This window comes from Shinella sp. H4-D48, from assembly GCF_022637395.1.
GTDB classification, from domain to species: Bacteria; Pseudomonadota; Alphaproteobacteria; order Rhizobiales; family Rhizobiaceae; genus Shinella; species Shinella sedimenti.
In genome coordinates this window covers 810512-833452 of the sequence record NZ_CP093337.1, presented here as the reverse complement: position 1 = coordinate 833452, position 22941 = coordinate 810512, and the positions used below count along the sequence as shown (strand labels likewise).

The following is a 22941-nucleotide window of genomic DNA, read 5'->3' as shown; positions in this document are numbered from 1 at the left end:
CGCGCTCAATGCAGGTTGGGCTGGGTGCCGGCACCCGCCTCGTCGATGGGGAAACCGCGCTCGAAGCGATCGAGCCGCAACGCACGCGCCACATGATGGCTCTCGCCCTTGGCGATCAGATGCGCGAAGCAGAATCCGGAGGCCGGCGTCGCCTTGAAGCCGCCATAGCACCAGCCGCAGTTGAGGTAGAGATTGTCGATGGGCGTGCGGTCGATGATCGGCGAGCCGTCCATCGACATATCCATGACACCGCCCCAGGAGCGCAGCACCCGCACGCGCGAAAGGCCGGGGATCATCGTCACGCCTTCCTCCATGACATGTTCCGCCGTCGCGAGATTGCCGCGTTGCGCATAGGAGGAGTAGCCGTCGATCTCAGCGCCGAAGACCAGCCCGCCCTTGTCGGACTGCGAAATGTAGAAATGCCCCGCGCCGTAAGTGATGACATGATCGATACAGGGCTTCAGCCCCTCGGTCACGAAGGCCTGAAGCACATGGCTTTCCAGCGGCAGTTTCAGGCCCGCCATCTCGGCGACGCGCGACGAGTTGCCGGCTGCGGCAAGCGCCAGCTTGTTGCAGCCGATGAAGCCCTTCGTCGTCTCGACGCCCGTGACCACGCCGTTCTCCCGACGGATACCCGTGACCTCGCAGTTCTGGATGAGGTCGACGCCATGCCGGTCGGCCCCGCGGGCGAAGCCCCATGCGACCGCATCATGCCGCGCCGTCCCGGCCCGCCGCTGAAGGAGACCACCCATGATGGGGAAGCGCGCATGATCGAAATTGAGGAAGGGCATCATCTTCTTCAGCGCATCGCGGTCGAGCAGCTCTGCCGCGACGCCTTCCATCATCATGGCATTGCCGCGGCGGATATACTGATCGCGCTGGCCGTCATTGTGATAGAGGTTGATGATGCCACGCTGGGAGAACATGACATTGTAGTTGAGGTCCTGCTCCAGCCCTTCCCACAGTTTCAGCGAGAACTCGTAGAACGGCTCGTTGCCGGAAAGCATGTAGTTGGAGCGGACGATCGTCGTGTTGCGCCCGACATTGCCCGAACCGAGATAGCCCTTTTCGATGACGGCGACGTTGCGCAGGCCGAATTCCTTGGCGAGGTAATAGGCCGTCGCAAGACCGTGGCCGCCGCCGCCCACGATGATCACGTCATAATGCGGCTTCGGGTCCGGCTCCCGCCATGCAGGTTTCCAGCCGAGATTGCCGGCGAAGGCTTGCTTGAAGATCGAAAAGGCGGAGTAACGCATGCGATGTCCCGGATGAGATGCGCCACCTTCGCATATGGCGCGCAAACGGCAAGACGGGAGATCGCCGCACCCTGCCCTCAGCAATGATCTTTCCACATCCACGGCCGGCCACGTCTTGGCATTTGCTTTCGGACCGCGCCGGGATTAAGCCATTCCATCATGCAAACGGACCTCGCAGAGCTGAAACAGGTGCTGGAGACCGCGGCGCTCGCCGCCGGCCACGCCATCATGCTCATCCACAATGCTGGCGCCCATATCCGGCACAAGTCGGACAATTCCCCCGTAACGGAAGCGGACGAAGAGGCCGAGCGGGTGATCCTTGCGGCCCTGCGCCGGCATTTTCCGACCATACCCGTCGTCGCCGAGGAGGCGGTCGCCGCGGGCATCGTGCCGGATATTTCAGGTGGCCGGTTCTTCCTTGTCGATCCGCTCGACGGAACCAAGGAGTTCGTGGCAGGCCGCAGCGAGTTCACGGTCAACATCGCTCTCATCGAGAATCGCGCGCCGATTGCCGGCATCGTCTTCGCGCCGGCGCTGTCGTCCGGTTTCGTGGCGGTGGACAATCGGGCGGAACGCTTCACGGTAGCGGAAGGCCGGACCATCGCCGAACGACAGGCCATCGGCTGTCGCAAGCACGGCGCGGCTATTACCGCCGTTGCGAGCCGCTCGCACGATACGCCGCAGACCGCCCGTTTTCTCGACGATCACGGCATCGATGCCTGCACGGCCATCGGCTCTTCGCTGAAGTTCTGTCTGGTGGCAGAAGGTATCGCAGACGTCTATCCGCGTTTCAGCCGCACCATGGAATGGGATACGGCCGCGGGCGATGCGGTGCTGCGCGCGGCCGGCGGCGGCACGCGCACGCTGGATGGCGAACCGCTTACCTACGGCAAGCGCAACCAGCCTGATGACAGCGACTTCGCCAACCCGAACTTCATCGCCGCTCGCGCCGGCTGGAACGCCATCCTGTCACCCAAAACGAAATGACCTCGCTTCCGGCGAGGTCATTTGCAGGTGATATCAGGCGGCGGTGACGGGTTCGGGCTCCGGTCCGGGCGTCGCCTCGTCCTTCTCTTCCGGCTTGATGCGGAACCAGGCGATATAGAGCGCTGGCAGGAAGAGCAGCGTCAGCACCGTACCGACGATGATGCCGCCCATCATGGCATAGGCCATCGGGCCCCAGAACACTTCCCGCGAGATGGGGATGAGGGCAAGGCTCGCTGCCGCCGCCGTCAGCATGATCGGCCGCATGCGATGCTCCGTCGCCTCCCGAACCGCATCCCAGGCATGTTTGCCCTCCTCCCGCAGATGCTCAATCTGCACCACGAGGATGACGGAGTTGCGGATGAGGATGCCGATCAGCGCCAGCACGCCCAGGATGGCGACGAAGCCGAGAGGCGCCCCGCTGCCGAGCAGCGCGATGACCACGCCGATGAGTGCCAGCGGCGCCACCGCGAAGACCAGGAACAGCCGCGAGAAGCTCTGCAACTGCAGCATCAGGATCGTCGCCATGGCAAAGAGCATCAGCGGTACGACGGCCACGATGGGCGCCTGGCTGTTGGCGCTTTCCTCGACCGCACCGCCGACGGCAATATCATAGCCGGAGGGCAGTTCGGCGCGGAAGGCATCGACCTGCTTTTCCATCTGCGAGACGATGGTCGCCGGCTGCACGCCGCCGGTCACGCTCGCCTTGACCGTGATTGTGGGCTGGCGCGAGCGGCGCCACACCACCGGCTGCTCCATCTCGTAGCGGAAGTTGGCGACGGCGGCGAGCGGCACCGAGGTTCCGTTGGCCGTCGGCAGCTGCAATTGGCGCAGCGTCTCGATGGACTGGCGCTCGCCGGCCCGCGCCCGGCCGATGACATCGATCAGGTAGGTATCATCACGGATCTGCGTGACCGTCGTGCCGCCGACGACACCGTTGAGCGCCGAGGCGATATCCTGCGATGTCACGCCGAGTTGGCGGGCCTTGTCCTGGAGGACATCTACCTTCACGACGCGCGCTGGTTCATTCCAGTCATAGACGATATCGCCCAGCCGGTCGTTGCGGCCAAGAAGCTCGCCGAAAGCAAGCGCCTGCTTGCGCACTTCCTGGATATCGGGACCGCTGACACGGTACTGGATCGGACGCCCAACCGGCGGGCCGATGTCGAGCAGCTTCACGAGCGCGTCCGTGCCCACAAGCGTCGTGCGCAGATAGGCATCGAGATCCGCCTTGAGCCTGTCCCGCGCTTCAAGATCCTTGCTGACGATGACCGTCTGGCCGAAGGCCGGCGACGGCGGCTGCACGTCGAAGGACAGGAGGAAGCGCACCGCACCCTCGCCCACATAGGACGACCAGCGCTCGATATCGGGATTTCCCTTGAGCTTTTCCTCTTCCAGCCTGGCGATCTGCGCGTTGGTTTCGGCAATGGAGGCGTTCTGCGGCAGCGCCCAGTCGATGACGAGCTCGGGACGGTCGGACGACGGGAAAAACTGCTCCTGCACGAAGCGCATGCCGAAGACCGAGACAGCGAAGACGGCGACGGTCGCAACGATCGTCGTCCACTTCCAGCGCATGCACACATCGAGGATGCGGGCGAAGATGCGTCCGAACCAGCCCTTCTGCTCATGGTGCTGCTTCATGCTCTTGGGCAGGATCGTCACACCGAGCAACGGCGTGAACACCACGGCCACGACCCATGAGACGACAAGCGAGATCGCGATGACGACGAACAGCGAGAAGGTGAACTCGCCGGCGGCACTGTTGTTGAGGCCGATCGGGATGAAGCCCGCCACCGTGACCAGCGTGCCGGTCAGCATCGGGAAGGCGGTGGATGTGTAGACGTAGGTCGCCGCCTTGCGCAGCGTGTCCCCCGCCTCCAGCCGTGCCACCATCATCTCGACCGCAATCATGGCATCGTCGACGAGAAGCCCGAGCGCGATGATCAGCGCGCCCAGCGAGACGCGCTGCAGGGATATCCCGTCGTAATACATGAAGACGAAAGTGATGCCGAGCGTAAGCGGAATGGAGAGCGCCACGACGAGACCAGCGCGCAGGCCAAGGCTCACGAAACTGACGATGAGCACGATAGCGACTGCCTCGAACAGCGCGCGCGTGAACCCCGACACCGCCTCCTCGACCACCTTCGGCTGATCGGAGACCAGATGCACATCGACGCCAACGGGCAGCTCCTGCGAGAGCGTCTCGATCTTCTTCTCAACCGCTGCGCCAAATTCCAGCAGGTTCGAGCCCTGCTTCATGCCGATGGCAAGGCCGATTGCCGGCTGGCCGTTGAACCGGAACAGCGCCGACGGCGGGTCTTCGTAGCCGCGGGTGATGGTGGCGATGTCGCTCAGGCGGAAGAAGCGGTTGTTTACGCGCAGATTGACCTCGCGCAGGCTTTCCTCCGAACTGAACTGCCCGCCGACGCGCACGCTGACGCGCTCCCCGCCTGCCTGCACGACGCCCGATGGGGCAATCGCGTTCTGCGCCTGTAGCGTCGAGACGACCTGCTGGGTGGAAATGCCGAGCGCGGCGAGCTGGCGCGTGGAGAATTCGAGATAGATGACTTCGTCCTGCGCACCGATGAGATCGACCTTGCCGATATTCGGCACCGTCAGCACGCGCCTGCGGGCATCCTCGACGTAATCGCGCAGCTGGCGCTGGGTCAGGCCATCAGCGGTGAAGGCATAGATATTGCCGAAGACATCGCCGAAGCGGTCGTTGAAGGCGGGACCGACGACACCGGCAGGAAATTCTCCTCTGATATCGTTGATCATATTGCGGACGGTCTGCCAGGTCGGCGCCACGTCGCGGGCGCGCGTCGTCGGCTTCAGGTTGACGAAGACGAGCGTCTGGCCGGGCGTCGTCACGCTGCGGGTGAAATCGAGCGATTCCAGCTCCTCCAGCTTGCGCTCAATGCGCTCCGTCACCTGTCGTGTCGTCTCCTCCACGGAGGCGCCGGGCCAGGCAGCGCTGACCGTCATGGTCTTGATGACGAAGGACGGATCCTCTTCACGACCGAGATTCTGATAGGTGAAGAAGCCGAGCAGCGCGAAGACGATCATGAAATACCAGACAAGCGACGCATGATCGAGCGCCCAGTCCGAAAGGTTGAACTTCTTCATAGGCTTGCCTCGTCTTCGATCTTTACTTTCTGGCCGTCCTCAAGGCTGTTCACCCCGGCTGTCACCACGCGGTCGCCCTCTTTGAGCCCGCTTGAGACGGAGAGATACCGTCCGGCAGCGGCCCCTGTCTCCACGGCGGCAAGGTGCACCTCGCCCTTTTGCGTATCGACAATCCAGACATGCGGCTTGCCATCTTTCAGGAGGATAGCCGTCTCCGGCACCATGATCGCCGTGAGGTCCGGCCCCTCCAGTTCGGCCGTAATCGTCGTGCCGAGCCGCACCGTGTCCGGCGGGTTTTCCAGAGCGATTTTGACGCGCCGCGTGCGGGTGACCGCATCGGCGGACGGCGCGACCTCGCGGACGGCACCGTTGACGGTTATGGCAGGGTTGATCTGGAGGGAAACGCGGAACCGGCTGCCCACCGCAATCGCCACGGCGGTCTCGGGAATATCCACCACCGCATCGCGCTCATCGGGGCGGGCAATGGTCACGATGGCCTCGCCCGGCGAAACGGTCTGGCCGACTTCCGCCCCCGTGGCGACGACGACGCCGTCGAATTCGGCCTGGATGCGGGTATAGGAAAGTTGCTCCTCGGCCTTCTTGAGCGCCGTGCGCGCCCTGGTCAGGCCGGCCTCGGCTGCGGCGCGCGATTGCTCTGCGCTTTCGACGGCAGCCCTTGCGGCGGCGTTGGACTGAAGCAGCGTCCGCTGCCGTTCATCGGCCGCCACCGCGCTCGCCAGCGTCGCTTCGGCGCTGGATAGCTCCGCCCGGGCCGAACGAACCGCCAGCTCATAGGCGGTCGCATCAAGCACGGCAAGCTCGTCGCCCTTCCCCACGAGATCGCCGACATGAACGCTGCGCGAAACAAGGCGGCCGGCGACCCGCGAACCGAGCGCGGCCTGAACCTTCGCCTGCACCGTGCCTGCGAAGCGGGTGCCCGGCAGCGCGACCGGCGTGGCCACGGTGTAGAGCACGGGCCGCGGCGGCGCGGCCGCTTCTTCTTCCTGCTTGCAACCGGCAAGGGCCGTCGCAGCGATGAGAACCGCGCTCATGACAAAGAACCGTCTCATTGGGCTTTCTCCTCGGTCGCGGTGATCGTCTGGCCGGGCCTCAGCAGCTTTGTTCCATCGGTGACGTAGGTCTCCCCTTCCTCGACCCCGCCGGAAACCAGCGCTACACCCGTTTCGAAGGAGAAGATTTCAACGGGGCGGAGGTTTACGGTGCTCTCCGCCTTGTCGACGATCCAGAGGGCCGGCTTGCCGCCCGATTCCGCGAGCGCCTGCCACGGCACCACCACGACGCGGCGCGGCGCAAGCGTGCCGACACCGAGGACCGATGCGCCGAGCGTCATTTCCGGCGGTGTGCGGTCCATCGCGACCTTCACGCGCACCGTACCGGTCTGCGTATCGATGGTCGGCGAGATTTCCCGGACATTGCCGGTCGTCTGCACCTTGTCGTCGCTGAGCAGCGTAACCTGCACAGCATGCTTCGAGGGTTGCTCGAAGAACAGGGATTCGTAGACGTTGAATACCGCGTCACGCGGTCCGTTGTCGGCGACGGAGAACATGGTCTGCGCCGCCTGAACGACCTGGCCCGCTTCGGCGAGACGCGCTGTCACGATGCCGTCGGCCGGCGCGCGAAGCTCGGTATAAGAGAGCACGTCCTTGGCGGTATCGCGCTGGGCAATGGCCGTTTCGCGCGCGCTTTCGGCGTTGCGTAGCGCAGCCTCGGCATCGTCGAAATCGCGCTGCGTGCTGATGCCATCATCGAGCAGCGACTTCTGACGGTCGAAATTGGCGCGGGCGAGCTTCAGCTGTGCTTCCGCCGCCTGCACGCCGGCCTCGGCCGCCTCGACATCGGCCTTCTGCTCTTCGGGATCGAGCCGCGCTAGAACCTGCCCGGCGCGAACGGCATCGCCGACATCCACGAACCAGCCTGTGATGCGGCCGCCGACGCGGAAAGAGAGATCGGTTTCCACCCGCGCGATGACCTCTCCGGTGATGGAGACGGTCTGCTCCCGCTCCTCGAAATGAACGGGTGCGACATGAACCGGACGCGCCAGGCCATCTGCGCGGACAGGCAGGCAGACCAAAGACAGCGCCAGCGTCGTCAACAGCATCCTGCCGGATAGGGTCATCATCATCTCCAACTGCGGAACACCCACTTAATGTGGGTCCTCATTATATCGAGAAGAACAATCTGGCAAGCGACGACATAACTGGACGTCGCGTTCCACGCTCACGAATTTTGACGCAGTGTCCGGAAAAATCCAACGGCGAAACGTGTTCGACGGAAATTAATGGAAGAGGCGTTTCGCACCGACGCTTGAAACAATAAAGCCGCCGGCAATCCTGGAACCTTGCTGGTCCCTTCAGGCTGCGCGGCGGCTTGATCGGAGCACCGTTTTTCGGACGCTTCTATCTCGGTCCCCTCTGGACCTGCAATTTAAGAAGCAGGAAGCGTGCCAGCTTCGGAGAAAGCGAAAAAATCTTTTATATTCAATACCATAATGGAGAGTCCAAAATGTAGACCCTCCTGGTATCCGCAGTAAAACAGATCAAATTTCATGCAGCGCACAAAACTTGTGCACGCTTTTGGCACCCACAAAAAGGGCGGCCTGTCGAGCCGCCCTCATCACACTTGATGCAATCTCAGAATTCTTCCCAGTCCTGCGCGATGGCCTGGCCGCCACCCAACGCCGCGACGAGCTTGTTGCTGAGCGCACGGGCGCCGGATGTGACGGGACGGTGTTCGCTCGCGGATGCTATAGCCGGACGCGTGGCAACGCCGCCGGCGCCGAGGCGGAACTGTGCGACGAGTTCGTTGAGTGCGGCGGCCTCGCTTGCCAACGCGTGGCTTGCGGCGGTCTGCTCCTCTACCATGGCCGCGTTCTTCTGCGTCCCCTGGTCGATGGAGTTGACGGCGGCGTTGATCTCGTGAAGGCCGGTCGACTGCTCGCGGGCCGAACGCACGATGGCAGCAACGTTCTCGTCGATCTCCTGCACCTGGTTGACGATCTGCTCGAGCGCCGAGCCTGTCTCGCCGACGAGCGCCACACCGAGGTTGACCTGCTCTCCGGACTTGGTGATCAGCGCCTTGATCTCCTTGGCCGCATTGGCCGAGCGCTGGGCAAGCTCACGAACTTCCTGCGCCACGACGGCAAAGCCCTTGCCGGCCTCTCCGGCGCGCGCGGCCTCGACACCGGCATTGAGCGCCAGCAGGTTCGTCTGGAAGGCGATCTCGTCAATCACGCCGATGATGTTGGAAATCTCCCGCGACGAGGTCTCGATGCCGCTCATCGCGCCCACCGCCCGACGAACGACGTCACCGGACTTTTCCGCGCCGAAGCGCGTGCGCTCGACCAGCTGGCCGGCATCCTCCGCGCGCTTGGTCGCATCCTTGAGCGAAGTCGTAATCTGCTCGAGCGCAGCCGCCGTCTCCTCGACGGAGGCAGCCTGCTGTTCGGTGCGCTGGGCAAGATCATTGGAAGCCGTGCGGATTTCCGCGGAACCGGCCTGGATGGCATTGGCATTGCTGCCGACAGAACGCAGGACGGCCTGGAGCTTTTCGACTGACGCGTTGAAATCATGGCGCACCTGATCGAGCGAACCGGCAAAGCTCTTTTCGATTCGGTAGGTCATGTCACCGTTCGCCAGCTTTTGCAGGCCATCGGCAAGGGCCTCGACCGCGACGCGGGTCTGGCGCTCGCGCTCGGCGGCCTCTTGCGCGCTCTGGCGGCGCTCTTCTTCGGAAAGGGCGCGGCTCTGTTCCGCCTCCCCTTCCAGACGCACCTTGGCGAGTGCGGCGTCACGCAGCACGGCGAGCGAGCGGGCCATTTCGCCGATTTCATCCTGACGCGTCGATTCGGAAAGGTCCGCATCCATGCGACCCGCCGCGATCGCGCTTGTCGCGTCGATGACCTTGGCGAGGCGCTTGCGGAAGCGCGTGGCGAGAGCCCAGCCGATCGCCGCCATGAAGCCTGCCGCAATGGCGATCACGACAATAGACGTGGTGGCGAGCGCCGACACGCTGGCAAAGAGCACCGATTTCGGAACGGCGACGACGGCAAACCACGTCGTATCCGGCGTCAGCGAGATCGGCACGGCCACGGCCGCCAGCGCCACGCCGGCAGCATCGGCGATGTCTTTTACCGCCCTGGGATTGGCGATCAGGTCCTGCCAAGCGGCGGCGTCGAGCCCGGAATCGGCAAGCGACTTGCCGAGCAGGGCCGTATCCGGATGGCTGATGATGCCGCCGTTCTGGCTGAGCAGGGCAACGTAACCCGCGCCGAGAGGCTTTAGTTGCATCACGTCGCCGGCCAGTGAATCCAGCGCGATATCCACGCCGGTCTCTCCCATGAACTTGCCGTCGAACAGCAGCGGTACCATGAAGGATGTCATCAGCACGTTTTTGCCGCCGACGGCGTAGCTGTAAGGCTCGGTCAGGAAGTCCTTACCTGTGGCCTTCGGCACCTGGTAGTAGTCGCCGGCACCGGGCTTGTCATAGTCAACGAGCGCCTCCACGCCGACCTTGCCTTCGTTGCGCACAAAATAGGGAACGTAGCGGCCCGTGGCGTCATGGCCGGGCTTGCCTTTGTAGGCATCGTCCTTGCCGTCGAAGGCATTCGGTTCCCAGCCTGTGCTGACACCGAGAGCGAAGGGATTGTCCGCCATCAGCCGCTCAAATATCTGGTTCATCGTCTCGCGGCTGGGCTCGGCGGTCGCCTTCATCGCATAGAGGGCGGAGCGCATGTTCCAGCTTAACGCCTTGACCTGCGCGAAATAGGTCTCGACCTTGCCGGCGCTGGCGTCAGCGGCATTGACCATTTCGGAAATCGACCGCTCCTCCACCGCCCGATGGGAAAGCCAGACAAGAACACCCGCTGTCGCAACCGTCGTGGCAACACCGGCCGCCACGATGGCGAGCATGTTTCTGGCAGTCGCGGTTTTAGGCAGCATCAGTCGTCTCCTGAAATGAGCGTATCGGTCGTCATAGGGAAGGAACAGGACATGCCGCCGCCAGCGGCCCGGAGAGACGAAATTCATTTCGCAAGAATGAACGTAAGCTTGTGCTGGTTTATGAAACGATAAAATTTGATGGACCAATCTTGCGCCGGCCCGAAAAACCCGTCGTTTTCAAACAAATGCGGCAGTCCGGGCTGTCATGGCACCGTGACACGGCTGAAACGCCGTTCAATAAAAGTGAACAATCCGTTCGCCCTGCCTGGGCTTCCGGGCGGGGCCTTCAGACACGATATTCGGATCAATGACAGGTCTCGCCCCGAGGCCGCCAGATGTGCCGAAGTTCCGGAGAGGAGTTCATCATGACCTTGCAGCTTACAGGCATCCATCACCTGACCGCCATCACCGCGAATGCGCGCGAGAACCTGCAATTCTATACCCAGGTTCTGGGCTTGCGCCTCGTCAAGAAGACGGTCAACCAGGACGATACCAGCGCCTATCACCTTTTCTACGCCGACGGCCTCGCCTCGCCCGGCTCGGACCTCACCTTCTTCGACTGGCCGGTCGGCCATGAGCGGCGTGGCACGCACAGCGTCTCCCGCACCGGCCTGCGCGTCGCCAGCCTGACGTCGCTCGAGTGGTGGAAGGCACGCCTTGCCGAAAACAAGGTCAAGGCAGGCGGCATACGTGACGTCGCGGGTCGTGCCTCGCTCGACTTCGAGGATGGCGAAGGCCAGCGCTTCCGCCTGACCGTCGATGATGCCGGCGCACCGTCCAATCCCTGGGACAGGAGCACGGTCCCGGCCGAGCACCAGATCAAGGGTCTTGGCCCCATCACGCTCAGCGTACCGGATATCCGCAATACGCAGGCCGTGCTCGTGCAGGTGATGAACATGACGGAAATCTCGACCTATCCCAACCCGGATGGCGAGGGCGATGTTCATGTCTTCTCGATGGGTGACGGCGGCCCGGCGGCCGAACTGCATGTCGCTGTCGAACCGAACCTGCCGGCGGCCCATCAGGGTGCAGGCGCCGTACACCACGTCGCCTTCCGTGCGCCTGACGTCGAGGCCCTGCACGCCTGGACGGAACGCCTGCGTGGCTTTCGCCTGCCTTCCAGCGGCGAGGTCGAGCGCTTCTACTTCCGCTCGCTCTACTTCCGCGAGCCGAATGGCATCCTGTTCGAAATCGCGACGGACGGCCCCGGATTCGCCGTGGACGAACCGCTAGAAACCCTGGGCGAAAGCCTCTCGCTGCCGCCCTTCCTCGAGCCGCGCCGCGCGCAGATCGAGGCCCGGCTGAAGCCGCTTGCCTGACTTGACCCACGACCCCGGCGCGACGAACAATCCGCCGGGGTTTTTCATATCCATGAACGGAGACACGAGATGACAAAACTGGTCGCTATTTCCGGCAGCCTGCGCAAGGGATCCTTCAACACCGCACTGCTGCGCGCATCCCTTGGAATGGCGCCGGAGGGTGTCACCATTACGGCAGGCTCCATCCATGGCATCCCGCTCTACGACGGCGATGCGGAAGCTGCCGACGGCATCCCCGAAGCCGTCGTTCGCCTTAAAGACCAGATCGCCGAGGCCGACGGTGTCCTGCTGTTCACGCCCGAATACAACAACGGCATTCCCGGCGTGTTCAAGAATGCCATCGACTGGCTGAGCCGTCCCTCCTCCGATATCGAGCGAATATTCGGCGGCAAGCCCTTCGCCATCACCGGCGCCTCCCCCGGCAATTTCGGCACGCTCCTGTCGCAGGAAGCGTGGCTGCCCGTGATGCGCACGCTCGGCACAGTGCCGTGGTTTGGCGCAAAGCTCATGGTGTCGCGCGCCGGCACCGTCATTCAGGATGGCAAAATCGCCGATGAAGCGACCGAGAAGAAGCTGCGCGATTTCGTGGCCGGCTTTGCCGCCTTCGTGCGAGACTACAAGAGCTGACTTTATTCAACTCATCGAATCGAAAAGGGGCGTGTCCTGCGACGCGCCCCTTTTGTGTTGTTACCTTCGGCATCAGCCGATGATGCGTTCCTTGTAGGCCTTCGCCAGCTCGAGATCGGCGGCGCCGATATCATGGCCCGCGCCGAGCAGGGTGTTTTCCACCGTGGCACCGGCGGCCTTCAGGTGCGCCTCCAGGTCGCCCGCATAGCGGCCATAGGGGTCGGACTGGCCTGTGATCATCAGCACGTTGGCGCCGGAAAGATCCGCCTTCGGCACGGTTTCCAGCACGTTCATGCTGCGCAGCAGCACGGCGTTGCGGATAATGCCGGGATGCAGGAGCATCACCGCCCCGATCATGTTGGCGCCGTTCGAATAGCCCACGAACAGCGTCTTGTCCGGGTTCAGCCCGTAGGCGGCATTCGCGCCCTCCATGAAGGCCGCGAAGGCTTCCGCCTCATTGACGATGTCCTTCTGGTCGAAGGTGACAGCGGTCAGGCGGCGGAAGAACCGTGGATAGCCCTCATCGGCGCTGCGGCCACGCGGGCTGAGCAGCACGGCACCCGGCGCAAGCCGCGCGCCGAAGGGAAGCAGGCTCGTTTCGTTCCCGCCCGTTCCGTGCAGCAGCACGACGGCGGTGCCATCGGGGTTTTCAGGATTATGAACCCGGTGGACAAAGGGAAGGTCTCTTTCACGCATTCTTTCTTCTCCCGGCAGTGAAAATTGCGGAAGCCGAGCCCGGACATCCTCCGGGTCGGCGCGGAAATACCTTGGCACGAACAGCTGCGTGCCGAGCGTTTCAAGCGGTTCATCCACCGTCATGCCCGGACCGTCGGTCGCGTATTCCAGAAGCGAACCTCCCGGCTCGCGGACATAGAGCGAGTAGAAGTATGTGCGGTCGTGCATGTTGGTGTCGCCCGCATCGTCGTTCGCCAGCCGGCCGGCCACAGTTTCCACCGCGGCGCGATCGGGCGCGCGAAGCGCAACATGGTCGATGGTCCCCGTGCCCGGTGCCGCTGTCCAGAAACCGCTTGCATCGCGGATATCCAGGATATCGCCGGCATCACCGGCCAGCCGCAGGATGCCATTGGCATCGGCCACCTTGTGGAAGCCGAAATGACGCGCGATGAAATCAGCGGTCGCGGCCGGCGCTTCCGACAGGATCGTCGCACCCCGGATACGCTGGATCGCATCTGCCGCCGCTATATCCTTCAGAACATGCGGGGCCGGCCCTTCGACATCGGCCTCGCCCACGAGCTTGACGATGATGCCGTCAGGATCCTTCAGGCGCAGCACCGCTTCGCCGAACTCCTGCACGGGACCAGTCATCGCCACATTGTAGCGGAGCGCGCGCGTCAGCCAGAAGCCGATGGCCTCCGGCTTGATCGAAAACGCGATCTCCGACGGCTGACCGAGCCCGACCCGTCCGGGAGAACCATCCTCCCACGCCAGGAACGTGATCAGCGAGCCGGGGCTGGCTGCCGCGTCGCCGTAGAAGAGATGAAGCTGGTCGGCGTCCTCGTAGCCGGCCGTCCGCTTGACGAGCCGCAGGCCGAGAAAGCCTGCATAGAAATCGACGTTCTCCTGAATTTTCCGGGTGATCGCCGTGATGTGATGGATGCCACTGGTCATGGGGCACCTCCTTTCACGCTCAGAAAATCAGGATTTGCGGGGCCGCGCCAGCCGAACGACAGTGAATGGATTGTTCACAAAAAGAGACCGGCCTCGCGATAAACGAGGCCGGTCGTCAACCGACACAAGACAGTGCCGGGCACATCCAATTGATGATTACGCCGCCGCGATGCGGCCCTGCGGCATCGCCCGCGCAGCGCCCGGAGGATTGCTGAGAAGACGGCGGATCGCCGCCCGCACTTCCTCTGCCGAGGAAAAACGCTGGGAATCGAGATCCCAGACGGAATATTTTACGGCAACGAACTTCAGCCGATCCTCATCCGGAACGACGACGCCGACGGCTTCACCACCGATTTCGATAACCTGCTTTTGCATAACAACTCCTGCCGTACCGGGGGCACAGCCAATTCTCTTTGCGATGAATTCGAAGAGGGTACTCGGATCACATTCGGCAGAACGCCGTATGCACTTTCCCTGTAATCGTTTCACGACAGGAGCTCGCCACGCGCACGGAGGCGATGCATTTATAATCGTACATGACACACTCCCTTTGGTTGGCGCTGACACCCAAAACCGGATGTCAGAGGCGGACCGGATCAAAACAGCATGCGGCCCTCATGCGATGCTGCGATAGTTAATTGTCCCTTCGGCTCCTGTCAAGGAATTTCGCGGCATTTTGAAAAAAATTACCATCGAATCCATCGGACAACGCGAAACACAAAATAATGTTCGCGCTCGCAGCATTATGCAGAAAAATATGTCACAAAGACGAAAATTGGCGGGCATCTCGGTGACGCAACCCAGTGGCGTTCTGCGCTTTGTCAACTTTCGCAAAGCGCGCAGAAAGCAAGCCGCAGCCGTTGCAGAGCGGACACACCATGCTTCCGAAGCGGGGGAAAAACGCTGTGGGACCATTCTTTTTTTGAAAGGAGGCTCGATCTTGGAGCCAATTATAAATAAAGGATGAATCAGCAATCCGTTCCGTTAAGATAAGCCGAGATGGCCGGCAGGGTAGTGTGACAATGAATTTCACCAGAGCGTTTTTTCCGCTGAGCATGATTCTCTTGTCCGGCTGCGTCGTCGGTCCGGATTACCAGAAGCCGGATGCCGTGCTGCCGGCCAAGTTCTCCGAAAGCAAGGCTGCCAGCGCCGAAAACGTCACGCTTACACCCTGGTGGGAATCCTTCCGTGACCGTCGCCTGAATGACCTCGTGCATCAGGGCCTTGCCGAGAACCTTTCGGTCCGCCAGGCACTCGAGCGCATCACGGCCGCCGAAGCGAACGTGGTCATTGCCGGTGCCGGCGCCCTGCCCAGCCTCGGCGCAGCGGCGGAAGGCAACGTTGCCGGTCAGGACGGCAGCTATCTGCGCCGCACCACCACACGCGATCATTCGGAAACCAAGTCCATCAGCGCGGGTCTGAGCGCATCCTGGCTGCTCGACTTCTTCGGCCAGTATCGCCGTTCGAAGGAAGCCGCCACCGCCTCGCTCGATGCCGCCTATGACGACGTGAACGTTGCACGCCTCGCCTATCTCTCCGATCTCGTATCGAGCTATGTAAACGCGCGCTACTATCAGGAGGCGCTTGCGCTCAACCGCAAGAACCTTCAGTCGCGCCGCGAGACCCTCAAGCTGACCAACGAGATCAAGGAAGCGGGCGCCGCCTCCAGCCTCGACGTGCTGCAGACCGAAGGTCTCGTCAACCAGACGCTCGCCGAGTTGCCGGGCCTGGAAACCGGCTTCCACCAGTCTGCCAACCATATCGCGACCCTTCTCGGCGTACCCGCCAGCACGATCACGTCCAGCCTGATCAAGGGCGCGGCCCAGCCGATGCCGCGCTATTCGACCCGCGTCGGCATCCCCGCCGACCTGATCCGCAACCGCCCCGACATTCGCGCCGCTGAACGCCGCCTGCAGGCCGCGACCGCCGAAATCGGCGTGGCCGAATCGCAGCTTTACCCGAGCATTCAGCTCGGCGGCTCGATCGGCGCCTCGCGCAATTTCAACCTCGTGACCGGCAGCCTTTCGAACTGGTCGTTCGGCCCCTCGCTGAGCCTGCCGATCCTGAACGGTGGCGCGCTGAAGGCACAGGTAAAGGCCGCACGCTCCAATGCCGAGCAGCAGTACCTGACCTGGAAGTCCACGGTGCTGAACGCAGTCGAGGAAGTCGAGAACGCCCAGACTGCGCTTATTCGCGATGGCCAGACGGTCGCCGCCCTGCGCAAGGTGGTCAATTCCTACGAGCAGACCCTGAACCTCGCCCGTGAAAGCTATCGCGGCGGCGCCAGCACCATCCTTGATGTGCTCGATGCCGAACGCAACGTAGCCTCCGCCCGTCTGTCACTTGCATCGGCGATCCGCCAGCTGGCGCGCGACTATGTCGCGCTCAACGTCGCCATCGGCGGCGGCGCCGAGATCGGCGCGGCAACGGTCGCCAGCAAGTAAGCGATCAGGTCTCGAAGAAATTCGCGAGCATCGCGGCGGTTCTGCCGTAATGCTCGCGAAGCGCTTCTGCGGCACCGTCCGCATCCCGCGCAAGCGCACGTTCCAGCAGTTCACGGTGCTCTCCCAGAACATCGCGCGCCGCGCCCGACACGCTCACGGACATGCGGCGATACCGATCGGCCTGTAACGACAGTTTCCCGCAGATTTCCAGCAATGTCGGCGACCCGCAAGCCGAGATCAGCGCGACGTGAAACGCGCCGTGCCGCGCCTCCCAATCCTCGCGCATGACCGAAGGCATATCCTCCCGGCCCTGCGGAATGCGCGCCATGAGATGGTGCGCAGCCACAACCCGGGCTTCCCAATCTTCATCGCCCTTCATCACCGAAAGGCGGAGCGCCTCGCCTTCGCACAATTGCCGCGCTGCCGTGATGTCGCCAAGCTCTGCGAGCGACAGGCGGGCGACGCTATAGCCGCGGTGTTCGTCAAGCACAGTGAAGCCTTCCGCCGTCAGCCGTGTCAGGGCCTCGCGGACCGGCGTCACACTCATGCCGCACAAGTCCTGGAGCGCCGAAAACCGCAGGCGTTCGCCCGGACCGAAATCCCCGGTGCGGATCGCCTGCCGGATGGCATCATAGGCATCGCCGGCGCGTGTTCCCGCCCCGTCCCGCTTTTGTGTCATGGGCGCCTCCGTACAAAATCCAATAGATTTTCGAAAATCATTGACTCCATGTAAGGCAGCGAGGATGGTGTCCGCAATCGAAATCGGCAAGGCCGGCAATCAAGGAGGACATTCATGAAACTGGTGCGCTTTGGCGCGGCGGGCGCGGAAAAGCCCGGCATTATCGATGCGGACGGCAAGATCCGCGACCTGTCGGGCATCGTGCCTGATCTCGCCGGCGAGGTTCTCGGCCGCGAAAGCCTAGCTCGTCTGCGCGCAATCGATCCCGCAACGCTTCCGCTGGCACCGGAAGGCAGCCGCTTCGGGCCCTGCGTTGGCCGCGTCGGTAATTTCGTCGCCGTCGGTCTGAACTATGCCGACCACGCCGCAGAAAGCGGCATGGCCGTGCCGAGCGAGCCCGTGCTTTTCAACAAGGCCCCCTCGTGCATCGTCGGCCCCGACGACGCGGTCCTCATTCCGCGCGGCTCGGAAAAGACCGACTGGGAAGTGGAGCTTGCTGTCGTCATCGGCGAGCGCGCTTCATACGTCTCGGAAGCGGATGCGCTGAATTATGTGGCGGGCTACTGCGTGTGCAACGACGTGTCTGAACGGGCCTTCCAGACAGAGCGGGGCGGCCAGTGGACGAAGGGCAAGGGTTGCCCGACCTTCGGGCCGATCGGCCCATGGCTTGTGACGACCGATGAGGTGGATACAAGCGATCTTGCCATGACGCTCAGCGTCAACGGCGAGCGGGTGCAGAACGGCTCATCAAGCACCATGGTCTTCAAGGTGCCGTTCCTCATCCACTACATTTCGCAGTTCATGATCCTGGAACCGGGCGACATCATCACAACGGGCACGCCTCCAGGCGTCGGCATGGGCATGAAGCCGCCACGTTATCTCAAGCCAGGCGATACGATGGAAGTTGCCATCGCAGGGCTCGGCGTCCAGCGTCAGAGCGTTGCCGCCGGCTGATGTCATAGAGATGATTCGGAAGGGGCCTGCGGGCCCCTTTCTCGTTCCGGCGGTCAGTGCACCGTTGCGGGCGAGATTTCGTCCTCGAGGATCCGGAAGGCTTCGCTGAGCGCGGCCACCAGAATATCCGTCAGTTCGTCCGCCTCGTTTTCGAGAAGGAAGAGCGCGACAGCCGTATTGTCCAAATCGCTGTAGTGTTCGAGGTCGTTCGACATATCATTGTCCCCATTCCAGCCGGCACCATCCCGGTTAACGGAAAGTATAGGAACGCAGGCTTGCGCATGGCTTGTGCCGGAAAGGGACAGGAGAGGCAAGGCAAAAAGCCGTCAACCGCACCAGGATTGGTGCTGTCCGGTCCACGGTCTTGCGAGGCCCTCGCTAACGAGCCGGCGACCAACGGACTGCCCGCCGCGCAAGACGAGATGCGGTGCAGCGCCCGGTTTTCCAGCCGCCGCACCTCGGGCGGCAACAAGCGTCACATTGCCCTCATTGAGGATTTCGCGCAGGCGAAGCTTCGCATCCCCGCCGCGCAGGCGCTCGGCTTCGCAACGCGCCTTGTCGATAGCGGGCACGTCGATATCCGCAAGGCGCACCTTTCGGCCGGCATAGAGAATGGTGCTGCCGTCCAGCACGCAGTAATCCGTCTGCGTCGTGCAGATGAACCATTTGCCGGAGAATGCCGGAAGCGCCTCCGGCACCGGCACGACTTCCGCCTTCTTCTCTCCCACGGCGACCTTGGGGCGCGGCAGCGCGGCTTCGCGGCGCTCGGCCTTGCGGCTGTCCTTGTCCTTGCGCTCGATGGAGGCCGTGCGAACGGCCGAAGCACCCTTTTCGGGCCCAGGAGTCATGTTGTCCATGTAAAGGACGCCGCCGACGATTGCCGCACCGAGCACGTACCACGGCGCCATGCCGCCCGTGCTGCGCGCGCCCGCACTTCGCCGCGTACCGGTCCGCTTCTTTCTTTTGGTCGTCTTCGCCATAGCCTTCTCCTGGCCCAGACAGTGCGACGATCTCTTGAAGATATGGTTACCGGAAAACGCAAAGGCACGGCGCATCACTGAAGGCGGGTTACGGGCGCACAGGACGCGGGAAAACGGCCCCTGCGCGATGCACGCCGGTTCAACGAGCGCGGGAATCCCCGATTTTCCAATGCTTTCCGGGCCCGGCAGCTTCACCGCACATTAGTAATAACAAGGGAACGCGCTTGCACGCCCATGCCCCCTGTGCCAGTGCTTTGGCAGAGGTCGCAATGTCAGAGGTGTGTCTAATGGGGACGGACGAGTTCGGGGGAGAGCAGCAGGATCGGGTCGACCAGACCACGATCATTGGCGGCTTGCCGATCACGCTTCTCGATCTGGAGGAATCCGCCCGGCTGTTCGTCGAGGCCGCGCATTCGGCGCGCACCGGCAACAGGCGTCCCTATTACTCCACCTCCGCCAACGGCCAGGTCATTGCGCTCGCCCGCAGCGACGAGCCGTTCAAGGCGCTCCTGCTCGGCGCCGACCAGATTCATGCGGATGGCATGCCGATGGTGCTGCTCTCGCGCATCTTCTCCCGCAAGGCACTCAAGGAGCGCGTGGCCACCACCGATCTCGTGCACAGCGTCGCCGCACAGGCCGAGCAGGCCGGGCTGAGCTTCTATTTCCTCGGTGGCACGCCCGACGTAAACCGCACGGCCGTCGCGCGCCTGCAGGAGGCCTATCCCAAACTGCGCTTCGCCGGTGCCCGCGACGGTTATTTCACCGCCGACAAGGAGCCGGCCATCGTTGCCGAGATAGCAGCGTTGAGGCCCGATATCCTGTGGATCGGGCTTGGCGTGCCGCTGGAGCAGCAGTTCGTCGCCCGCAACATCGACAAGCTTACCGGCGTCGGCGTCATCAAGACCTCGGGCGGTCTCTTCGATTTCATCTCCGGCAAGAACAGCCGCGCACCGGCCTGGATGCAGAATGTCGGTCTCGAATGGCTCTACCGCACCATTCTGGAGCCGCGCCGCCTCTTGTCGCGATATCTGAAGACGAACCCCATCGCGCTGTGGCAAATCATGTTCAACTCGCGGTGAGGCCGGCGACATCTCCGTGACGCCGATCCTGCCATAGAACGGCAGCGCAGCATCACGCCCAAATTTTGCAACCGAATACAAATACAGCGTGTGGATTTACAGCATGGTAACCCGGCGATGCGAATGCTCGATGAGCCACGGTTACGGAGCAAGACCTTGACGTCCGTCTCGATAGTCATCCCGGTTCGCAACGGCGAGCGTTACATCGAAGAAGCGCTGGAAAGCGCGTTGCGGCAGGGGCCGCTTGTCGGCGAAATCCTCGTGATTAACGATCGCTCAACCGATGGCACCGCCGCAAAGGTGGCGGCGATAGGGGACGCGCGAATCCGACTGCTCGACCACTCTTCGGGACGGCAAGGCGTTTCGGCCGTACGCAATGACGGGCTTTTGCAGGCGACCGGTGAATGGACCATGTTCCTCGACGCCGACGACCGCCTGCGCGACGGCGCCATCGCCGCGCTTTACGCCGGTGCGGTCGATACCGGTACGGTGGCTGTCTATGGCGACTACGAACGCATCAGCGAGACCGGCGCCAAGATCGGCCGCCGCAACCTGATCCGTGCGCGACGCAAGAGCGGCGGGCATGTCTTGGAAACGCTGCTGGGCCGCAACTTCATCGTCAATGGCGGCATCATGCTGGTGCGAACCGACGCCTTCCGGTCGATCGGCGGCTTCGACGAGACCCTGCGTTATGCCGAAGACTGGCATGGTTGGTGCCGGCTGGCGGCGCTGGGAACATTCGCCTATCTGACGGACTGCTACGTGCTCGACTACCGGGTGCACACGGCGAGCGTGATGATGAAGCAGCTACTGACTTATGCCGATTGCAGCCCCGCGATCGAAGCCGTTTTCACGGACCCCGCAATCGTTGCGACCGTCGCACCCAACCGGCTGGCGGAATTACGCCGCAAGGCCGAGGCCCACATGAACGCCTATGTCGTGGCGCAGGCCTTCCGCGCGCACCGCTATCGCGATGCCTTCCTTTCCCTTGCCGACACGATGCTGAACCGCCCGCGACAGAGCCCGCGCGCCATGTTGCTGTCGGCTGCCGCACTGGCGGGAATTTGAGGCGCCGGGCGTTCTTTTTACGCGAAGAACAACTTCGGCGCTTGCAACTGTCCGTCGACTCGCGCGAGGTTCGCATCTCGCTTTCCGCTAGGCCTGACGCGGCCTTGCTCAAGAACGAATGGACCGATCCGTGACGCCGACAGCCCAGCAGCCCTCCCCCATATTGCGTACCCTCGGTGCACCCGCATTCTGGCTCTGGCTCACCGCCGCACTGCTGGCCGCACTGCTCTGCGTCAGGCTCGTGTTGCCCATCGGCCCGATGTACTGGGACACGTTCCTGTATATCGATGCGGCGCAACGGATCGCCGTCGGCCAGATGCCGAGCGTCGATTTTGCCGCGCCGGTCGGGCCATTCGGCTATTACCTGTTCGCATGGGGGCTGAAGCTCTTTCCGGCGGCGCAGCCGCTCCTGCTGGCGCAATGGTCGCTCCTCGTGGTCATCGCGCCCCTGATGGCCGTTGTCGTGTCAGAGGTGTCGAAGACTAGCCGGGGCCTCGCCTTCGCGCTTCTCATTCCGGCACTGGCCTTTGCCGTTTTCCCTTCCAATGCACAGTTCTACCATCCCCTGCCCGGCGTGGACGGCTTCGGCATCTACAACCGGCAAGGCGTTATCCTGCTTTACGTGCTGACCTGCGGGCTGCTTTTCCTGCCTGACGGGCGCAAGCTTGCCCTGTTCTGCGCCGTCGCAGGCCTCGCCCTGTTCACGATCAAGATCACGGGCTTTCTCGTCGGCGGGCTGCTCGGGGTCATTGCAATGCTGTCCGGCCGGCTTTCGGTTCGCACCGCCCTTTTGGCAGCCGTCGCCTTCGCGGTGCCGCTTGCAGCGCTCGAACTCGCAACGGGAATGGTTTCTGCCTATATCCGCGATATCCTGCAACTGGCATCGCTCAACGAAGGTACCTTCCTGCCGCGCTTCCGCACGGTCGTTTCGGCGAAATTCGATGTCATCGTGCCGGCGGTGGCTCTTGCCGTGCTTCTCGCCTGGCTCGATTTGCGCCACCGTGACCGTTCCGTCCGCCTCCTAGACAGCAGCACGGTGTGGTTCTGTGTGGCGATGGCCGGTGGCGTGATCTACGAGACGCAGAACACCGGTAGCCAGGAGTTCATTTTCATCTGGCCTGTCCTGCTGATGATCTATGGCCGCGTCGCGCCGCTCGAAAAACGGACACGCGTCGTCTTCGTCGCACTCGCCGCCTTCTGCACGATCCCGACCGCATCGGCCATCAGTGCCAAGACGATGAGGGCCGTCGCGGTGATGCCGCTTTACGAGCAGCCAGACCTGTCACGCCTGCGCAATGTCGGCCAGGTCTCAGCACGCCACGACATCCTTGCGCGCGCCGAGATGCTCGATGACCACTTCGCCAGCTTCGAGCCGGCCTACGAGGACCTTGCCAGGCACGAACAAATGCCCGGCTGGCAATATTATTCCGAACCCGACAACCAGCTCCAATGGCTGCTTTCGGCAAACAGGATGCTTGCTGCGCTGGAGACATTCGAGACGTCGAACAACATGCGCCTCGACAGCGTCATGACGCTCGACTTCACCGACCCGTTTCCCTGGATCCTGAACCGCACGCCGACCCGCCATGTCCAGATCGGTCGCGACCCGTCCAGAACCGTCGGCGAGATGACGCCGGAGACCCGGCAGGCGATCGAGGCGACGGCGGGCATTCTGAAACCGAACTGCCCCTATACCTGGGCGCGCCGCGACCTTCAGGCCACCTACGCGCAGGCGCTTCAAGGCCGCAAGGTTGTTGCGCTGACACCCTGCTGGGATCTGCTGTTGCGGCCCGACCTGCAGACGCAATAAAAAAGGCCGGGTTTCCCCGGCCTCTTCT

Annotated in this window: 19 protein-coding genes; 9 read left to right on the top strand and 10 right to left on the bottom strand. The window is 63.1% G+C overall.

Features of this window, described 5'->3' with window-relative positions; translation table 11 throughout:
• Window positions 1–5: 5 nt before the first annotated feature.
• A complete protein-coding gene (locus MNR02_RS03935; RefSeq protein WP_241948154.1) occupies window positions 6–1256 on the bottom strand; it encodes a sarcosine oxidase subunit beta family protein in 1251 nt (416 codons plus the stop codon).
• A 159-nt stretch (window positions 1257–1415) separates the two neighbouring features.
• Between MNR02_RS03935 and cysQ the strand changes: the two genes are divergently transcribed.
• Complete coding sequence (gene cysQ, locus MNR02_RS03930; protein ID WP_371746702.1) at window positions 1416–2243, top strand: 3'(2'),5'-bisphosphate nucleotidase CysQ; 828 nt, start codon at window positions 1416–1418, stop codon at window positions 2241–2243.
• Between the two features lie 33 nt (window positions 2244–2276).
• Here the strand turns inward: cysQ and MNR02_RS03925 are convergent, their stop codons facing one another.
• From MNR02_RS03925 to MNR02_RS03910, 4 genes are all read right to left on the bottom strand, one after another.
• On the bottom strand, window positions 2277–5366 hold the full coding sequence (locus tag MNR02_RS03925) for an efflux RND transporter permease subunit (RefSeq protein ID WP_241948153.1): 3090 nt from the start codon (window positions 5364–5366) through the stop codon (window positions 2277–2279).
• Window positions 5363–6436 (bottom strand): efflux RND transporter periplasmic adaptor subunit, encoded by a 1074-nt coding sequence (locus MNR02_RS03920; RefSeq protein ID WP_241948152.1) that lies wholly within the window; start codon window positions 6434–6436, stop codon window positions 5363–5365. The genes MNR02_RS03925 and MNR02_RS03920 overlap by 4 nt, the downstream gene beginning before the upstream one ends.
• Window positions 6433–7503 carry an efflux RND transporter periplasmic adaptor subunit gene (locus MNR02_RS03915; protein WP_241948151.1) on the bottom strand — a complete coding sequence of 357 codons (1071 nt, stop codon included), beginning with the start codon at window positions 7501–7503 and terminating at the stop codon, window positions 6433–6435. The genes MNR02_RS03920 and MNR02_RS03915 overlap by 4 nt, the downstream gene beginning before the upstream one ends.
• A gap of 514 nt (window positions 7504–8017) precedes the next feature.
• Complete coding sequence (locus MNR02_RS03910) at window positions 8018–10324, bottom strand: methyl-accepting chemotaxis protein (RefSeq protein ID WP_241948150.1); 2307 nt, start codon at window positions 10322–10324, stop codon at window positions 8018–8020.
• 365 nt (window positions 10325–10689) lie between these two features.
• On the opposite strand from MNR02_RS03910, the gene MNR02_RS03905 reads away from it, so the two are divergent.
• Window positions 10690–11643 (top strand): ring-cleaving dioxygenase, encoded by a 954-nt coding sequence (locus MNR02_RS03905; protein WP_241948149.1) that lies wholly within the window; start codon window positions 10690–10692, stop codon window positions 11641–11643.
• 69 nt (window positions 11644–11712) lie between these two features.
• Window positions 11713–12270, top strand: a complete 558-nt coding sequence (locus tag MNR02_RS03900) for an NADPH-dependent FMN reductase (RefSeq protein ID WP_241948148.1) — start codon at window positions 11713–11715, stop codon at window positions 12268–12270.
• A gap of 72 nt (window positions 12271–12342) precedes the next feature.
• Here the strand turns inward: MNR02_RS03900 and MNR02_RS03895 are convergent, their stop codons facing one another.
• Together MNR02_RS03895 and MNR02_RS03890 are read right to left on the bottom strand one after the other, a co-directional pair.
• Window positions 12343–13899, bottom strand: coding sequence for a VOC family protein (locus MNR02_RS03895; protein WP_241948147.1), 1557 nt, complete (start codon window positions 13897–13899; stop codon window positions 12343–12345).
• Between the two features lie 156 nt (window positions 13900–14055).
• The gene (locus MNR02_RS03890) at window positions 14056–14274 is read right to left on the bottom strand and encodes a hypothetical protein (RefSeq protein ID WP_241602251.1); all 219 of its coding nucleotides are present in this window, start codon (window positions 14272–14274) and stop codon (window positions 14056–14058) included.
• Window positions 14275–14575: 301 nt separating this feature from the next.
• Between MNR02_RS03890 and MNR02_RS03885 the strand changes: the two genes are divergently transcribed.
• On the top strand, window positions 14576–14866 hold the full coding sequence (locus MNR02_RS03885) for a hypothetical protein (RefSeq protein ID WP_241948146.1): 291 nt from the start codon (window positions 14576–14578) through the stop codon (window positions 14864–14866).
• Between the two features lie 55 nt (window positions 14867–14921).
• Window positions 14922–16343 (top strand): efflux transporter outer membrane subunit, encoded by a 1422-nt coding sequence (locus MNR02_RS03880; RefSeq protein ID WP_241948145.1) that lies wholly within the window; start codon window positions 14922–14924, stop codon window positions 16341–16343.
• 4 nt (window positions 16344–16347) lie between these two features.
• Here MNR02_RS03880 and MNR02_RS03875 read toward each other — a convergent pair whose 3' ends face one another.
• A complete protein-coding gene (locus MNR02_RS03875; protein WP_241948144.1) occupies window positions 16348–17022 on the bottom strand; it encodes a GntR family transcriptional regulator in 675 nt (224 codons plus the stop codon).
• Between the two features lie 114 nt (window positions 17023–17136).
• Between MNR02_RS03875 and MNR02_RS03870 the strand changes: the two genes are divergently transcribed.
• Window positions 17137–17976, top strand: a complete 840-nt coding sequence (locus tag MNR02_RS03870; protein ID WP_241602233.1) for a fumarylacetoacetate hydrolase family protein — start codon at window positions 17137–17139, stop codon at window positions 17974–17976.
• A 53-nt stretch (window positions 17977–18029) separates the two neighbouring features.
• On the opposite strand, the gene MNR02_RS03865 is transcribed toward MNR02_RS03870, so the two are convergent.
• Together MNR02_RS03865 and MNR02_RS03860 are read right to left on the bottom strand one after the other, a co-directional pair.
• Window positions 18030–18191: a hypothetical protein gene (locus MNR02_RS03865; protein ID WP_167719284.1), complete on the bottom strand. Its 162-nt coding sequence runs from the start codon at window positions 18189–18191 to the stop codon at window positions 18030–18032.
• Between the two features lie 111 nt (window positions 18192–18302).
• A complete protein-coding gene (locus tag MNR02_RS03860; RefSeq protein WP_241948143.1) occupies window positions 18303–18956 on the bottom strand; it encodes a hypothetical protein in 654 nt (217 codons plus the stop codon).
• A gap of 287 nt (window positions 18957–19243) precedes the next feature.
• Between MNR02_RS03860 and MNR02_RS03855 the strand changes: the two genes are divergently transcribed.
• The 3 genes from MNR02_RS03855 (at window position 19244) to MNR02_RS03845 (ending at window position 22913) form a co-directional block, all read left to right on the top strand.
• On the top strand, window positions 19244–20035 hold the full coding sequence (locus MNR02_RS03855) for a WecB/TagA/CpsF family glycosyltransferase (RefSeq protein ID WP_241948142.1): 792 nt from the start codon (window positions 19244–19246) through the stop codon (window positions 20033–20035).
• A gap of 123 nt (window positions 20036–20158) precedes the next feature.
• Window positions 20159–21103 (top strand): glycosyltransferase family 2 protein, encoded by a 945-nt coding sequence (locus MNR02_RS03850; RefSeq protein WP_371746701.1) that lies wholly within the window; start codon window positions 20159–20161, stop codon window positions 21101–21103.
• A gap of 130 nt (window positions 21104–21233) precedes the next feature.
• On the top strand, window positions 21234–22913 hold the full coding sequence (locus MNR02_RS03845; protein ID WP_371746700.1) for a hypothetical protein: 1680 nt from the start codon (window positions 21234–21236) through the stop codon (window positions 22911–22913).
• The last annotated feature ends 28 nt before the right edge of the window (window positions 22914–22941 follow it).

Bases quoted from the DNA above. Each gene is read 5' to 3' on its own strand.
- MNR02_RS03860 (WP_241948143.1), bottom strand. From the start codon at position 18,956: ATGGCGAAGACGACCAAAAGAAAGAAGCGGACCGGTACGCGGCGAAGT.
- MNR02_RS03890 (WP_241602251.1), bottom strand. From the start codon at position 14,274: ATGCAAAAGCAGGTTATCGAAATCGGTGGTGAAGCCGTCGGCGTCGTC.
- cysQ (WP_371746702.1), top strand. From the start codon at position 1,416: ATGCAAACGGACCTCGCAGAGCTGAAACAGGTGCTGGAGACCGCGGCG.
- MNR02_RS03900 (WP_241948148.1), top strand. From the start codon at position 11,713: ATGACAAAACTGGTCGCTATTTCCGGCAGCCTGCGCAAGGGATCCTTC.
- MNR02_RS03920 (WP_241948152.1), bottom strand. From the start codon at position 6,436: ATGAGACGGTTCTTTGTCATGAGCGCGGTTCTCATCGCTGCGACGGCC.
- MNR02_RS03895 (WP_241948147.1), bottom strand. From the start codon at position 13,899: ATGACCAGTGGCATCCATCACATCACGGCGATCACCCGGAAAATTCAG.
- MNR02_RS03915 (WP_241948151.1), bottom strand. From the start codon at position 7,503: ATGACCCTATCCGGCAGGATGCTGTTGACGACGCTGGCGCTGTCTTTG.
- MNR02_RS03865 (WP_167719284.1), bottom strand. From the start codon at position 18,191: ATGTCGAACGACCTCGAACACTACAGCGATTTGGACAATACGGCTGTC.
- MNR02_RS03875 (WP_241948144.1), bottom strand. From the start codon at position 17,022: ATGACACAAAAGCGGGACGGGGCGGGAACACGCGCCGGCGATGCCTAT.
- MNR02_RS03925 (WP_241948153.1), bottom strand. From the start codon at position 5,366: ATGAAGAAGTTCAACCTTTCGGACTGGGCGCTCGATCATGCGTCGCTT.
- MNR02_RS03935 (WP_241948154.1), bottom strand. From the start codon at position 1,256: ATGCGTTACTCCGCCTTTTCGATCTTCAAGCAAGCCTTCGCCGGCAAT.
- MNR02_RS03905 (WP_241948149.1), top strand. From the start codon at position 10,690: ATGACCTTGCAGCTTACAGGCATCCATCACCTGACCGCCATCACCGCG.
- MNR02_RS03850 (WP_371746701.1), top strand. From the start codon at position 20,159: ATGCTCGATGAGCCACGGTTACGGAGCAAGACCTTGACGTCCGTCTCG.
- MNR02_RS03880 (WP_241948145.1), top strand. From the start codon at position 14,922: ATGAATTTCACCAGAGCGTTTTTTCCGCTGAGCATGATTCTCTTGTCC.
- MNR02_RS03910 (WP_241948150.1), bottom strand. From the start codon at position 10,324: ATGCTGCCTAAAACCGCGACTGCCAGAAACATGCTCGCCATCGTGGCG.
- MNR02_RS03870 (WP_241602233.1), top strand. From the start codon at position 17,137: ATGAAACTGGTGCGCTTTGGCGCGGCGGGCGCGGAAAAGCCCGGCATT.
- MNR02_RS03855 (WP_241948142.1), top strand. From the start codon at position 19,244: ATGGGGACGGACGAGTTCGGGGGAGAGCAGCAGGATCGGGTCGACCAG.